Source organism: Sphingobacterium sp. InxBP1 (genome assembly GCF_026191775.1).
GTDB lineage: Bacteria > Bacteroidota > Bacteroidia > Sphingobacteriales > Sphingobacteriaceae > Sphingobacterium > Sphingobacterium thalpophilum.
In genome coordinates, this window is sequence record NZ_JAINDX010000043.1 from 182538 (window position 1) to 197505 (window position 14968).

Annotated in this window: 17 protein-coding genes; 13 read left to right on the forward strand and 4 right to left on the reverse strand. The window is 44.3% G+C overall.

Translation table 11 applies throughout. The features are described from left to right. Positions 1-41: 41 nt before the first annotated feature. The 5 genes from K7A41_RS10305 to K7A41_RS10325 all read left to right on the forward strand — a co-directional run bounded on the left by K7A41_RS10305 (position 42) and on the right by K7A41_RS10325 (position 4884). Complete coding sequence (locus K7A41_RS10305; RefSeq protein ID WP_265713663.1) at positions 42-878, forward strand: DUF4846 domain-containing protein; 837 nt, start codon at positions 42-44, stop codon at positions 876-878. Positions 879-1259: 381 nt separating this feature from the next. Then, positions 1260-2459, forward strand: a complete 1200-nt coding sequence (gene hmpA / locus K7A41_RS10310; RefSeq protein WP_265713665.1) for an NO-inducible flavohemoprotein — start codon at positions 1260-1262, stop codon at positions 2457-2459. 90 nt (positions 2460-2549) lie between these two features. Next, positions 2550-3017 (forward strand): RrF2 family transcriptional regulator, encoded by a 468-nt coding sequence (locus tag K7A41_RS10315; protein ID WP_265713666.1) that lies wholly within the window; start codon positions 2550-2552, stop codon positions 3015-3017. A gap of 974 nt (positions 3018-3991) precedes the next feature. After that, positions 3992-4258: a hypothetical protein gene (locus tag K7A41_RS10320; RefSeq protein WP_265713667.1), complete on the forward strand. Its 267-nt coding sequence runs from the start codon at positions 3992-3994 to the stop codon at positions 4256-4258. Positions 4259-4374: 116 nt separating this feature from the next. Beyond that, positions 4375-4884, forward strand: a complete 510-nt coding sequence (locus tag K7A41_RS10325) for a GNAT family N-acetyltransferase (protein ID WP_265713668.1) — start codon at positions 4375-4377, stop codon at positions 4882-4884. Positions 4885-5008: 124 nt separating this feature from the next. Here K7A41_RS10325 and K7A41_RS10330 read toward each other — a convergent pair whose 3' ends face one another. Next, on the reverse strand, positions 5009-5590 hold the full coding sequence (locus K7A41_RS10330; protein WP_265713669.1) for a TetR/AcrR family transcriptional regulator: 582 nt from the start codon (positions 5588-5590) through the stop codon (positions 5009-5011). Between the two features lie 190 nt (positions 5591-5780). Between K7A41_RS10330 and K7A41_RS10335 the strand changes: the two genes are divergently transcribed. After that, positions 5781-6215 (forward strand): hypothetical protein, encoded by a 435-nt coding sequence (locus tag K7A41_RS10335; protein ID WP_265713670.1) that lies wholly within the window; start codon positions 5781-5783, stop codon positions 6213-6215. An 82-nt stretch (positions 6216-6297) separates the two neighbouring features. After that, positions 6298-6588, forward strand: coding sequence for a DNA-directed RNA polymerase subunit alpha C-terminal domain-containing protein (locus K7A41_RS10340; protein ID WP_028068449.1), 291 nt, complete (start codon positions 6298-6300; stop codon positions 6586-6588). 78 nt (positions 6589-6666) lie between these two features. On the opposite strand, the gene K7A41_RS10345 is transcribed toward K7A41_RS10340, so the two are convergent. Beyond that, on the reverse strand, positions 6667-7104 hold the full coding sequence (locus tag K7A41_RS10345; protein WP_265713672.1) for a cold-shock protein: 438 nt from the start codon (positions 7102-7104) through the stop codon (positions 6667-6669). Positions 7105-7383: 279 nt separating this feature from the next. Between K7A41_RS10345 and K7A41_RS10350 the strand changes: the two genes are divergently transcribed. Next, complete coding sequence (locus K7A41_RS10350; RefSeq protein WP_028068451.1) at positions 7384-7665, forward strand: GNAT family N-acetyltransferase; 282 nt, start codon at positions 7384-7386, stop codon at positions 7663-7665. Positions 7666-7716: 51 nt separating this feature from the next. Here the strand turns inward: K7A41_RS10350 and leuS are convergent, their stop codons facing one another. Then, positions 7717-10500: a leucine--tRNA ligase gene (leuS, locus tag K7A41_RS10355; RefSeq protein ID WP_265713673.1), complete on the reverse strand. Its 2784-nt coding sequence runs from the start codon at positions 10498-10500 to the stop codon at positions 7717-7719. A gap of 218 nt (positions 10501-10718) precedes the next feature. Between leuS and K7A41_RS10360 the strand changes: the two genes are divergently transcribed. From K7A41_RS10360 to K7A41_RS10380, 5 genes are read left to right on the forward strand one after another with little or no spacing between them, the layout of a single operon-like run. Next, positions 10719-11597: a cell division protein FtsX gene (locus K7A41_RS10360; protein WP_028068453.1), complete on the forward strand. Its 879-nt coding sequence runs from the start codon at positions 10719-10721 to the stop codon at positions 11595-11597. Between the two features lies 1 nt (position 11598). Then, on the forward strand, positions 11599-11844 hold the full coding sequence (locus tag K7A41_RS10365; protein ID WP_028068454.1) for a DUF3098 domain-containing protein: 246 nt from the start codon (positions 11599-11601) through the stop codon (positions 11842-11844). A 14-nt stretch (positions 11845-11858) separates the two neighbouring features. Beyond that, positions 11859-12653 (forward strand): undecaprenyl-diphosphate phosphatase, encoded by a 795-nt coding sequence (locus K7A41_RS10370; protein ID WP_028068455.1) that lies wholly within the window; start codon positions 11859-11861, stop codon positions 12651-12653. Positions 12654-12661: 8 nt separating this feature from the next. Continuing rightward, complete coding sequence (gene truB, locus K7A41_RS10375; protein ID WP_028068456.1) at positions 12662-13384, forward strand: tRNA pseudouridine(55) synthase TruB; 723 nt, start codon at positions 12662-12664, stop codon at positions 13382-13384. Positions 13385-13439: 55 nt separating this feature from the next. Next, positions 13440-14414 carry a bifunctional riboflavin kinase/FAD synthetase gene (locus tag K7A41_RS10380; RefSeq protein WP_265713676.1) on the forward strand — a complete coding sequence of 325 codons (975 nt, stop codon included), beginning with the start codon at positions 13440-13442 and terminating at the stop codon, positions 14412-14414. 43 nt (positions 14415-14457) lie between these two features. Here K7A41_RS10380 and aroQ read toward each other — a convergent pair whose 3' ends face one another. After that, entirely contained in the window at positions 14458-14877 is a 420-nt protein-coding gene (gene aroQ, locus K7A41_RS10385; RefSeq protein WP_028068458.1) for a type II 3-dehydroquinate dehydratase, read from the reverse strand. Positions 14878-14968 lie beyond the last annotated feature (91 nt).

The following is a 14968-nucleotide window of genomic DNA, read 5'->3' on the forward strand; positions in this document are numbered from 1 at the left end:
GTTTTGGGATTTTGATTATATTTAGTAAAACAAGACAGTATATGAGAGTATCAACACTATTAAAGACCGTATTATGGTTTCAGGTTTTGCTCAGCTGCAGCCAGCCGAATACTGCGGTTTCCCAAGCCCAGCCGGAAAAACAGGCCATCGCGACGAAAGGCAGCGATCGCATGCCATTTATCGATGCGACAGGTATGACTATCAAATCCCGCTTCTTGCTACCGGGTGGTTTTGAACGTCCGGCTTATACAGAAAGAGAATTTGGTACTTTTCTGGAGAACCTACCTCTTTATCCCGCTGAAAGGGAGGTTCACTATTTCAATGGAAAAATCAAAGCACGAAATGATATATACAACAGCGTGGTGAAACTGGATATCGGAACACGGGACCTGCATCAGTGCGCCGACGCTGTCATGCGTCTACGGGCAGATTACCTGTATCGGCAAAAGCGATATCGGGATATCAAATTCAACTTCCTCTCTGACGGAAAGCCCAGAGCATACGCCAGCTATGTAAAAGGCGACTATTCCTACACCAAGTACTGGAAATACATGGAATATGTATTTGCATACGCCAACACAGCCTCCCTCCACGATCAATTGCCCACCGTAAAATCCACAGAAGCAGTCAAAATCGGGGATACATTCATACAGAAAGGCTCCCCGATCGGTCACGCAGTTATGGTAGTCGACCTAGCAAAAAATAAAGCGGGCAAAACAATCGTGCTACTGGCACAAAGCTATATGCCCGCACAGGAAATTCAGATATTGAACAACTGGAACGATCCCACATTAAGTCCTTGGTACGATATCGATCAGGACATAATTCGCACCCCGGAATGGACCTTTTACCCCAAGAATCTAAAAACCTGGGAATAAATGGAACAAAAAAAGTGCACCCGAAAAATCTTTCGGGTGCACACACGATAACAATAAATCTAAACAGGCCCTGACAGGTCCCACTGTCTTTGCTGCTGCAGGATGAAGTTTTACGCCGAAAGCTCCACCCCGCAAGGAATTCATTTACCAAGATATGAGGTACGGCCTAAAAATCCTACGTTTCTTTACGCAATCGTTGACGGAAATTCCTGACAATAATAATAAAAGATATTTTTGTCTTTTATTATTATTTCATACCTTTGCATCAGATAGTCATTTGCAAATGTACCCTATCCATACAAACAACCTCCGTCAGGAGAAACAGCTCTAAATCCTTTTTTTTAGCAAATAAAAGATAAAAAGGTATTTAAATATTTTATTATGATCACTGAAGCACAAAAAGACTTAATTAAAGGCACGATTCCCGTCCTAAGAGCACATGGTGTGGCTTTGACCAGCCATTTTTACAAACGTATGTTCACCCACAATCCTGAACTCAAGCATCTCTTCAACCTGGGCAACCAGCAAAATAGCAGACAGCAGACAGCGCTTGCCACGGCCGTGCTGGCTTATGCCGAACATATCGATAATCCAGCTGCCCTGCTATCTGCAGTTAAACATATCGGTCAAAAACACGCCAGTCTACATATTCGGCCTGAACATTATCAGATTGTCGGTAAACATCTGCTGGCTTCCATTCAGGAGGTTCTCGGCGAAGCAGCCTCAACAGAATTGATTGAGGCCTGGAAAGTCGCCTATTTTCAGCTGGCTGATATCATGATCGGTGTGGAAAAACAACTTTATGACACAATGGTTCAGACCGAAGGTGGCTGGACAGGATGGAAACCTTTTCATATTGTAAAGGTCGTAGCGGAAACGGCCGAGATTCAGTCCATCTATCTCGAACCGACAGACGGCGGACGACTGCCTGCCTACAAACCCGGCCAATATGTAAGCGTACGTGTGTATCTGCCTGAGCTCCATCTTTACCAGCCACGGCAATATTCGCTTTCCGATGCCAGCAATGGCCGATATTTTCGCATTTCTGTAAAAAAAGAGGCACCTGCCGGTAAACCCCAGGGGATGGTCAGCAATTACCTGCATGAGTATTTTGAGGTTGGAAAACAACTGGAGCTGACAGCGCCCACTGGTTCGTTCCACTTGATCGAAAATGCACTGCCCCATGTCTTTATCAGTGGCGGTGTCGGGCAGACGCCGCTGATGGCGATGCTGGAACATCTGGCAGACACAAAAGCTGGACAGCCGATCACATGGATTCATGGATGTCGGAACAACGAACTCCACGCTTTCAAAAATCGCATTCAGAAGCTGCAAATGCAGCATGCTGCCATGACCTGCTTCTCGTTCTACGATGAGCCACAGGCCGATAGCCACAGTTTTGCCGGCTGGGTAGATCTGGCCAAAATAGACAGGGCACATCTCCCGCAACAGGCAAATTATTACCTATGTGGACCAGCCGGATTTATTGAAAAACACTTTCAGTACCTCACGGCTCAGGGCATAGATCCGGCAAACATTCATTTCGAAGAGTTCGGGCCTGCTTCTTTACAGCTCAACTGACAGACTTCAATTTAGCCATCCGTATTTTTCGCTTCCACAGGCGGATGGCTATACTTGATTTTGTACCTTTGCAAAAAGCAAGTACAGATTATGGGTATTTTTTCCAAAACATGTGAATACGGTCTTAGGGCAGTTTTTTTTATTGCACAAAGTTCCCAGGAAAACAAACGTGTGGGCATAAAAGAAATTGCAGAAAATATCCACTCTCCGGAAGCCTTTCTAGGTAAAATATTACAGAACCTAAGCCGTGCCGGCATCATCCGTTCGATGAAAGGACCTGGCGGCGGCTTTTACTTGGATGCGGCAGATATGGCCACCCCCTTATCGGAGGTCGTCAAAGCAATTGATGGAGACAATCTTTTCGTCGGCTGCGGCATGGGCCTTGAATTTTGTTCGGAACAGTACCCTTGCCCGCTACACCATGAGTTTAAAAGCATCCGCAACAGCTTGTCAGAGATGCTTCAGACAACGACAGTCGGTCAGTTTAACGATGAGCTGATCAAAGGTAAAATGCTGCTGACAAAAAACCACATTGACCCCGACAAGGGCGCAAACTAACGGGCCAAAGGCCACAATGGTCTCCCTATGTGCACCTAAATTTGCTACCCCATATACCTATTTTTTTCAAACTTCAAACAGCCACCGCATCCCTCGTCGGCGTCGGGAGCCGGCCTGTCGCAACCACAAGATTCCTTAGTAAAACATAAACTAATACATAATATAAAAAACAATAACACATTGATAAAACCATGTTTATATATATAATACACCCGATTACACGATTTTGAAGAAACGTCCATGCCTACGCTTATAACCGAATGAGCTACGCATAGTCTGCCAGAAGCTCTCACGGCAGCGCCAAGATCGCTTTAGTTTACCCCGGGGCAGTCCACCTAACTGGAAGGTAAGCTGTTAACAAGCATTAAACCGTATAGCATCTGCTTTTTGATTGGGGTGTATCAGTCAGCAAGTGGATAAGACAGTCTTTCTTGCAGGTTAAAAAACGCTGACAGGACACGAATACCTGGGTCAGACTGAGGAAACGAGCGAGTTGATTAGCAGTAGCGCGAAAAACAGGTGAAAATAATTTTTATTTTTTTGAATCAGAATATATTACACAACCTATTTAAACATAAAATACACTACAAAAAAGGCATAAAAATGGTCATTATCCGCTAAAAAGTATATGGATAAAATTTTAGCCATACAATGTATAGTACAGGAGCGGTTACAACAGCAGCTTGCTTGCCCGGTACGTCACCGGGTTATAGCGCCTGCGTACAGCTATACTTTCGACAGCGAAGAGCGAATAATAGGTGCCTGCACGCGCCCTCCCATCTCAGCAAAACATCTTAGATGCGTTATGGGCAGGCACTCCGATCCTACATCCAATATCGGCTCCCATCCGCTATCAGACGCGACAAAAACACATAAATAATAAACTCATTTACAACACCATAAGTACTATATGTTAAACTATTTAATAATATATTCAATATAGCTTGGTATCTATTATCTTTGCTGTATAAAAATTGACTACGCCTTATCTTTTCCGCGGGAACGAACTGCTGATTTTTAAATTTATCACAAGTAAGAGCATCCACATCCCTGCACTCTGCCGTATAGAGACCAAGGTCGTTTACCACTATCGCGCTCCCAATAGCTTTCGTGTTCACTTCTATACACAGTCGGGTAAGATCGGACATGTGACATTGAATCAGAAAGGTGCATTCGATTTTCTGCTGTTGCAACTCCGCAGGGAAAATACACAGCTGTCCATTTTCATGCAAGACCGTTAAGCTCCCTCAGCCATCGAAGTCAAGGATAAATGTGATAAAAGGTGCCGTACATGTTAGGAAAATCTACAATAATTATCTAACTTGACTGGCTTTCACACAAACAACACGAGTAAACTATGATTAGATTGTTACCCTTTGACACTGCCGACTTTGACCGGTTCAAGTCATGGATCGAGTCTCCGGAACAGTTGATGCAATTTGCAGGCCCTTATTTTACCTTCCCCGTGACGGATGAACAGCTCATAAAGTATGTGGAGGACCCAAACCGCCAACCGTATAAGATCGTGAGAACAGACAACGGCGAAGCTATTGGTCACTGCGAACTGAATTTCGAACGCACCGTCCCCCGCCTGTCGCGTATACTGATTGCCAGCAATACGGAACGCAACAAAGGATACGGAAAGAAAACTGTTAATGCGCTGCTCAAGCTCCTGTTTGTGGACAGCAGCTATGATAGCGCCGATCTCAATGTGTATGCCTGGAACGCAAATGCCATCAGGTGTTATGAAAGCGTAGGATTCCGGATCAACGAAGGTGTACAGACCGAAGTCTTGATCGGAAATGAAAAATGGACGGTACTGAACATGTGCATCGGGAAAACGGACTGGATGGTCAGGACACAATGAAAAAAGCATCCTATCCGGTTTAACGCCCGACGGGAAATACCTGTTTCCCATGTTGAAACATCAGTGATCTATCTCATGAAGCAACAAACAGCGTATTGCCGGTTGCAACATATAACCAGCGGCACTAGGCTAGATAGGGATAGAAAGCCACTTTGATGGTTTGCCTATAATCCGACAACGCATCCATTTCATACCGACCACCAAGTACCGTGAAACTGGAGCACCAAAAATCCGACACGATGAAAATCTGACGAACAAAACCTCTCCATACAGACGCTGGAATATTGCTCCGAAAAACTCCTGCATCGGTGTAGTGTTCAAAAAGTACCATAAACTGCTGCTCCCTGCGGGCAACCAGCCGCTTATAAGACTCAGCAATAGCAGGTATCCATGCGCAGATTTCAACAAAATTGACAAAGATAAACGTATACTTGTCGATCAGCCGGTAAGATCCTTCAATAAATACATCCAGCAACTCTTCAAACGGAGCGTCGTTTTGCCCAAAGCGAATCACCATCTGATCGTACTCCAACTGAAGCTGCTCAAAAATCCTCAGGATGATGTCCTCGGTGTGCTTAAAATGATAATGCAGATTGCCCGCACTAATCGCCATTTCCTGCGCAATATGTCGTGTGGTAACGGTACGTATACCATGCTTGTTATACAAACGCAGTGCGACGTTAATAATTTTTTCTTTCGTATTCATGACACAAAATTAGAACAATTGTTCTAATTTTACACAATAAAACTAATTTAATGGGTATGAAGAATGAAAATTGGCTAAAAAAGCAGTACATGGACTTAAAAGAGACACTGATCCCAGTTCGTTCCAATGATAGTCCATGGAAGAAATTCGGCAAACAGACGGCTTTTTTTATGTTTCTAACCTTAATGTTATGCGGCGCTATAGCTATGTTGATTGCCGTTTCTTTTGCGCACTAGGAAAGGCACTTTTTGACGGCTTATTTTTGTTTTACTGGGCCTGCTGGTTTTTCATCCGTTTTACCCGACTGAGCGGCGTCCCCATTCCGCTATTGAACAGCTGGCTGACCGATTTTGTGTTTGTGCCAATTATCGTCCACTTTTCCGCTGTCGCAGGCAGCTTCATCTTTAACCGAGGCCGGGCCTATGGTTACCCTTTGCGCCAGATCTGGCTTATTTCTGCGCTGGCATCACTACTTTTCGAAGGTATAATGCCCCGCTATACTGATTACAATACGGCTGATATATATGATGTGATAGCGTATTTTGCGGGCGGACTGTTTTACTACCTATGTCACCAGCCCCGATATATGCGGCATCACCTTACACGGCCGCTGAGCAGGGATTAGCCTCCTCCCACCTATCGGCAGGGTAAAGCGCAGTCTGGAATATAAGAAAATATTCGGATCTTAGTAAGATAAACCAAAAGACATGAGCAGAATCAAAACAAAAAGAACATGTCCCAAAGGACATCATTTCTATAAAAGTACAGACTGTCCCACTTGTCCCATATGCGAAAAAGAAAAAAAAACAGACGGTGGCTTTCTCGAAGCATTGAGCAGCCCTGCACGAAATGCGCTGCTTAACCATGGCGTCGATGATATCGAAAAGCTTGCCCAGACCTCCGAGGCAGAGCTGCTTAAGCTGCACGGCTTCGGCAAAGCTTCGCTTCCTTTACTTAGACAGATATTGCAGGAACATGGCTTAACATTCAGCAGATAAACGGCAACTCTCCGAAAATCCCCCCAATCCGCGCATGCCTGTACGCTGCGCGAATGAGGGCTTTATTCGGTTACCGCATTATGCTTCTTCACCGGAGTCATGGGGCACAACTTCGGTGACCTGGGCACCCTGCTTGGCCGTTTTAAACTTAAACCTGACTTTCTGGTTCAGCTGCAGCTTCCATCCAACCAGACGATCGTTAAAATAGACTGACTGCTGGGTCTCATTGTCCCGGATAAAACCGTAGCCCGACGCCTCGTTATAGTGTACTACCTTTCCAAGGGAATAGGTATCCTGCGCGACTGACAAATTCGCCCGCTCAGTCTCCGACAGCTTCACCGGAGGTCTGTCGGATATGTTCCCGTACTCGTCGACGTAAGCAAACATTTCCTCAAGACTCTTTCCTTTGTCGTTATTGGTTTTATTGAATTCTTTTTTTTCGATTTTATGCTGCTTCTTCAGCATCTTCTTTTTTTCGCGTTCTTTTTTGTTAAATGTGATTTGGCTTTTGCTCATTCAAAATGGATTAAATAGATGTTCCCAAGGAGTTTACGAACCTTTAGAGCTTTATAGAAAAGATAAAAATGCGAGGTGTTCTAAGGAGATAATGTCAAAGATACGAAAAATATTGCGGAAATAAAACATACCGCGGCTAGACACGGGGTGGCTGCCGAAGCTGCATTATGGCAATAGCGGAACGAAACCAATTTACCAGAGGAGGGATACTTTGGAAAAAAGAGCGTTTTTTTGTAAAACAAAAATCCAGTTTGGGCGTTATTTTTGAAAAAACAGTTTATGGAAGTAAAAAATATCGAAAGAGAGGACAAGGGCAACTTCATTGCGGAAATTGAACAGGAAGAAGCTGGAATCCTAGAATATACCTGGCAGAGTGAAAATGAATTTTCCATCGACCATACCGAAGTATATGATGAATATAAAGGCATGAGCGTCGGTAAGAAACTCGTTCTCGAAGCCGTGGACTATGCCAGGAAAAATGACGCCAAAATTATTCCCATATGTCCATACGCCAAATCCATATTCGACAAGACGCCTGCTTTTCAGGATGTGTTAGCATAAAAAAGCCGTTTTATTGATATAAAACGGCTTTTAATTGATATATCAGCGGATTTAAACGACAATATTGATTATTTTTCCCTTGACAAAAATAATCTTTCTGATCGCCTTGCCGTCCAAATGCTTCTGCACATCTACATGGGCCCTGACAATATCCTCGACTGCGTTCTGATCCAGATCCAGCGCCAATGGCAGGTTGAATCTCATCTTGCCATTGAATGATACAGGATAGGCAAACTCGGACTCGACCAGATATTCTGGTTTGAAGGCTGGATATGCAGCGTACGACAAAGTCCCCGGTTCATTCCCCAACAAGGACCACAGCTCCTCCGTAATGTGCGGCGCATAGGGCTGCAACACGACAATCAGCTGCTCCAAAATCTGTCTTTTGTTACATTTTAAATCGGTCAGCTCATTGACACAGATCATAAAGGCAGATACCGAGGTATTGAACGAAAAACGTTCGATATCCTCTTCCACTTTTTTTATGATCTTATGCAAAGCCTTAAATTCTGCTTTTGAAGGCTCTTCATCAGAGACCGTAAAATGACCTTCGGGATCATGAAACAAACGCCATACCTTGCGCAAGAACTTGTACACCCCCTCAATACCGTTGGTATTCCAAGGTTTTGCCTGCTCCAAAGGTCCGAGGAACATCTCGTAAAGCCGTAAGGTATCGGCTCCATAAGACTCAATGATATCGTCGGGATTCACAACATTGAACTTCGACTTGGACATTTTCTCCACTTCGCTGCCACAGATGTATTTGCCGTTTTCCAGAACAAATTCGGCGTTCGCAAAATCAGGTCTGAAATTTCTGAATTTTTCCAGATCCAGGATATCGTTGACCACAATGTTCACGTCCACATGCAACGGAATGGTATTGTACTCATCCCGTAGCCCGTAGGATACAAATTTATTGGTACCTCTGCCTTCCGCATCGAGCACACGATAGACAAAATTGGAACGTCCCTGAATCATTCCCTGATTGATCAGCTTGCGGAACGGTTCCTCCTCATTATGGTAGCCTAGATCTTTTAGAAACTTGTTCCAGAAACGTGAATACAATAAATGGCCGGTTGCGTGTTCAGAACCACCGATATACAGATCTACGGCTTTCCAGTAGTCCACAGCTTCCCTGGAAGCAAAGTGTTCTTCATTTTTAGGGTCCATGTACCTAAACCAATACCACGAGGAGCCCGCCCAGCCCGGCATGGTGCTCAGTTCATATTCGTATTGATCTTCATATTTCCAGTCCTTTGCACGCCCCAATGGTGGCTCACCCGATTCCGTAGGCAAATATTTATCCACTTCCGGCAGCAACAAAGGCAATTCCTCTTCCTTGATTAAATATGGCAAGCCATTTTTAAAATATACAGGCACCGGCTCGCCCCAATAGCGCTGACGACCGAAAATAGCATCACGCATCCGGTAATTGATCTTAGCCTTTCCTAATTTCAGTTCTTCCAGTTTGGCAATCAGCGCCGGAACAGCTTCCTGGTACGTCATGCCGTTGATAAAGCCCGAATTGATATATCGGCCGTCCTTATTGGGATCGGCCTGCTCCTCGATCTGCTGGCTATCAGATATCGGAATGATCTCGAGGTTAAAATGCTTCGCAAAAACGTAATCCCGCTGGTCACCGCTCGGCACAGCCATGACCGCTCCTGTCCCATAGCCTGCCAACACATAGTCTGCAATCCAGATCTGCACATCCTGACCGGATATCGGATGCTTGGCATAGGAGCCTGTAAAGGCACCTGACACGGTCTTGGTATCTGCCATGCGGTCCAATTCGGATTTTTTGGAAGTCTTCTCGATATATGCTTCTACTTCGGCTTGTTGCTCTGTCGTGGTCAGCGCACTGACTAGTTCGTGCTCTGGCGCCAATACCAGGAAAGAAACCCCAAAAATGGTATCGACGCGTGTCGTGAATACTTCAATGGTCGTATCTAGTTGTGGAACGGGGAACTTCACCGATGCCCCTACAGATTTTCCGATCCAGTTGCGCTGCATCTCCACCAAGGGTTCGGGCCAGTCAATGCTGTCCAGCCCCGCCAACAGCCGATCCGCATAGGCGGTAATCCGCATCGACCATTGCATCATCTTCTTCTGCTCTACAGGATAGCCACCCCGCTCAGACACCCCATTGATCACCTCATCGTTGGCCAAGACAGTGCCTAAAGCGGCACACCAGTTGACTGTACTTTCACGCAGATAAGCAATCCGGTATTTTAGCAGTTCGCGTTGCTGTTTTTCTTCATCAAAGGCGTTCCATTCGGCTGCGGTGAATTCCAGGACATCCTCATCCGAAACAGCCTGAACACCGGCCGATCCAGTAACGGAGAACCTTGCGGTCAAGCTCTCAATAGGTTCGGCCTTGTCCGATTCCTTATTGTACCAGGAATCGAATAACTTCATAAAAACCCACTGTGTCCATTTATAATATGCAGCATCGGAAGTGCGTACTTCCCTGCTCCAATCATAAGAGAAGCCAATGTTATCCATCTGCTCGCGATACCGCTTGATATTTACTTCGGTTGTTACCGCCGGATGCTGGCCCGTTTGTATCGCATATTGTTCCGCTGGAAGTCCAAAAGAATCATAACCCATTGGATGCAGTACATTGAAGCCTTTTAAGCGCTTATATCTTGAAAAGATGTCCGAAGCAATATATCCCAGTGGGTGGCCAACGTGTAGCCCCGCACCGGACGGATAAGGGAACATATCCAATACATAGTATTTTGGCTTCTGATGCGAATCTGATGTCTTATAGGTCTGATGATCCGCCCAGAACTTTTGCCACTTTTTCTCTATTGATTTGTGATTATAGTCCATTTTTATTCGTAAGGAATTTTTATGACTTGCGAAATTACGATTTTAATACTGAAATATGATAAAAGTTTTGTAGTTTGAACAATAAATGATAGTATTGAAAAGTTATTAAACGTGGGTAGAAAAAGGACATTCGAATTGAATTTTATCAAAGTAATTACAAGATTAATTCGAAATCTTCGGCTCAAATAGTTACTTTCGCAAATAAATTTTTGCTTATTATGTCAGAATACGAATTAAGCACACAAAAAAGAAAAACAAAATCTGTATATGTCTCCACAGTGATCAGTATTGCGTTGGTCCTGTTGGTCACGGGTATGTTGGGATTGCTTTTGGTGCACGCCAAAAATCTTTCAAAGTATGTTAAGGAAAACATCGTACTGAATGTCATCGTCAACGATGGTACGAGCGAAGGCGATGTGCTCACCTTACAAAAAGATCTGGACAAAGATCCTTATGTGCTCCGTTCTGAATATATCAGTAAAGAGATAGCTGCAAAAAACCTGAAAGCAGATCTTGGTGAAGATTTCGTCCAGTATCTCGGTCACAATCCATTGCTTCCTTCATTGGATGTGTACATGAAAGAAAACTACGCCAACACTGACAGCATTAAGACCTTTATTGAAAAGATCTCCAAAAATAACAAGATCAAAGAAGTGGTCTATCAGGAATCACTGATCGACATGGTGAATAAAAATGTGCGTATCATTGGTATCATTGTACTGGCCTTTGCAGTTATTTTATTAATTATTGCAGTGGCTTTAATAAATAATACCATCCGACTGGCAATCTATTCGCAACGCTTTTTGATCAAGAGTATGCAGCTGATCGGGGCGACCAAAAATTTTATTCGCACGCCTTTTATTACGTATGGTGTCATTCATGGCCTGCTGGGTTCACTGATCGCCATCCTGTTGCTGATCTTAACCCTCAAATTCGCACAGCAACAGATCCCCGAGCTGATCTTTTTACGTAACTGGTTTGAGTTTGCCGTTATTTTCCTGGGTGTTATCCTGCTCGGTATTTTGATCTCGGGGCTCAGCACCTATTTTGCGGTAACAAAATATTTAAAAGCACAGTCTAACGATTTATACAGATAAAATGGCTCAGATAAAGAAATCTACTGAATCCAGAAATAAAGGTTCATTTGTATTCACAAAAGTAAACTACCAACTATTTATTGCTAGCCTGGTGGTGGTGATCATCGGTTTTGCGCTCATGTCGGGAGAAACAGATATTTATAGTTTCACGAAGATTACCCTGGCCCCCATTGTTGTGGTCCTGGGATTCGCACTGGGATTTGTAGCCATCCTCTACCGCCCCAAAAGCACTAAAACAGAAGAATAACTTATTTCGCACTGATGTCTATTATTGAAGCTATTATCCTCGCTATTATCGAAGGATTAACCGAGTTTTTGCCTGTCTCCTCCACAGGTCACATGATTATTGCAACGGCATTGATGGGTATACAGCCCTCGGCCTTCGTCAAATTATTTACTATTGTCATCCAGCTGGGAACGATATTATCCGTTCTGGTACTTTATTATAAACGTTTCTTTAGATCGCTTTCTTTTTACTATAAACTGATCATTGCAGCCATTCCGGCTTCGGTATTAGGCCTATTGTTCAACGACTACATTGATTCTTTGCTGGAGAGTCCCTTAATGGTGGCCGTCATGCTCGTAATCGGAGGTGTTGTCCTATTGTTTGTCGACAAATGGTTCAACAAGCCTACTGTGGATGATTCGGACCATGTTTCCTATAAACAGGCCTTTATGATCGGAGTCTACCAATGTCTCGCTTTAATTCCGGGCACCTCGCGTTCGGCAAGTACTATTATTGGTGGTATGGCCGAGAAGCTAACACGCAAAGCCGCTGCCGAATTTTCGTTCTTTTTGGCTTTGCCGATGATGTTTGGTGCTTCGGTGGTTAAACTACTGAAATTCTTTAAAGAGGGCAATACCTTTACCGGCGACGAACTCAATCTGCTGATCATCGGCAACCTGGTTGGCTTTGTTGTCGCTATCGTGGCGATCAAGTCGTTTATCGGTTATTTGACAAAGTATGGATTCAAGGCTTTTGGCTGGTATAGAATTGTCGTCGGACTTATTATCCTCGCCCTGCTCCTATCAGGCCATAGTTTACAAATTATCTAAAGTAATTCATGGAAAATATAGAGGTTAGTGAAGGCGAAGCAAGATTCAATTTTGCTGAAGGTGAAATGTTGTTGATCGATAAACCTTTGACATGGACGAGTTTCGATGTTGTTGGAAAAATCAGAAACTCGCTTAAACCCTTAAAGCTAAAAGTGGGGCATGCTGGCACTTTGGATCCCCTGGCATCGGGACTGCTCATTGTATGTACTGGCAAACTGACGAAGAAGATCGACAGCTATCAGGCTGAAGACAAGGAATATACCGGCACCATTACCTTAGGTGCCACCACGCCGTCCTATGATCTGGAGACTGCAGTCGATGAAACCTTTCCTATAGAGCATATTACAGAACAGCTGATTCTGGATGCGGCAAAGTCCTTTGAAGGTGAGATCCAACAGTTCCCACCGGCGCACTCAGCCATTAAAATCAACGGCGAGCGCGTCTATGAAAAAGCACGCCGCGGTGAAGAGGTGGAAATCAAGTCGCGACTGGTACGTATCAACAGCTTTATCATTGAAAAGATAGACCTTCCTGTGGTCCATTTCCGCATATCCTGCTCCAAGGGAACATACATCCGTTCCCTGGCCCATGACTTTGGAAAAGTGCTGCACAGTGGATCACACTTAAGTTCCTTAAGACGCACAAAAAGTGGCGACTACCGGGTCGAAAATGCCTGGAACCTTGAACAGCTCATCGCGGAAATAAAACGTCATAAAGAAATCATTAAATAACCTGAGCGGCCCGACTTATTGATTCTTTATCTTATTTTTGCAAAAACTCCTATAAATGAAAATCTACAGAAGTTTAGAAGATTTCTCCCCCGTTGAAAATGCAGTCGTTACCATCGGAACTTTCGATGGTGTCCATATCGGCCATCAAAAAATATTAGCGCACTTAAAAGAAGCCGCTCAGAAAATTAACGGCGAAACCATATTGCTAACTTTCTTCCCGCATCCCCGATTAATTATTAATCCGGATGACGACAGTCTGCGGCTCATCAATGATATTGAAGAAAAAGTTAGCCAGTTGGGCAAGGTCGGCATCGACCACCTGATCATTATTCCCTTTTCCCGGGATTTTTCCAACCAATCTCCTGAAGAATATATCAGTAATGTGCTTGTGGGTAAATTGGGTACCAAAAAGATCGTTATCGGCTATGATCACCATTTCGGGAAAGACCGTAAGGGCTCCTTGCAGGATCTTGAACAATTTGCATCCATTTTTGATTACAGCGTGGACGAAATACCGGAACAGGATATTAACGATATAGCGGTTTCATCAACCCGTGTGCGCGAGGCGCTGATCAAGGGTGACATCAAAACCGCAAATCTCTATCTGGGCTATCCATTTGAGCTGACCGGAACGGTGATACGTGGTGATCAGATCGGCCGCACCATCGGATTCCCAACGGCCAATCTGCAGGTACATGAGCCGCATAAATTGATACCTGCTTATGGGATTTATGCTGTAGAAGTGCATATTTACAACCATATTCAGAATATTACAACGGGCGAATACCACGAAGAAAGCCCAGTTTCGGTTGCCAAAGGCATGGGGTATATCGGCACAAGACCTACTGTGGACGGCATGAACCGCGCCATAGAAATCAGTCTTTTCGATTTTAACGAGGACATCTATGGCAAGACCTTACGTGTCAAGTTCCTGCATTTTATCCGTCATGACGAGCGATTTAATTCACTCGAAGAGATGAAAGCACAGATCAAGGAAGATGAAGTGAAAATAAGAGCACTCATTGGTTAATCATAAAAAAAGCGGGACGTCCCGCTTTTTTTATGACAATGCATCAGGCCAGCAGTGCCTCGATGCCGAGTCTATAACTGTCAAGACCAAAGCCGCAGATCACCCCTTTGCAGTTTTTGGCGAGAAAAGAATGATGGCGGAACGCCTCCCGCTGGTGCACATTACTGATGTGCACTTCAATGACGGGCGTGTTGATTGCCGCTATGGCATCGCCAATTGCCACAGACGTATGTGTGTAGGCACCTGCATTGATGACAATACCGTCATATTCAAAACCCACGGCGTGGATTTTATCAATCAGAGCGCCTTCCGAATTGCTCTGGTAATACTCCAGGTGAACAGTGTCAAAACGCTGCTTTAGCTCTTCGAAATAGCTCAAAAAATCCCGGCTGCCGTAGATGGATTTTTCCCTTACTCCCAGAAGATTCAAATTTGGTCCATTTAATACAAGGATCTTTTTCATCGGTATATGGATATTTTCAATGGTTGATAATGCCCGGCATACCAAAGTTCGGTACGCCGGGCCGTTTTATGTAATGACTGAACCACCATCC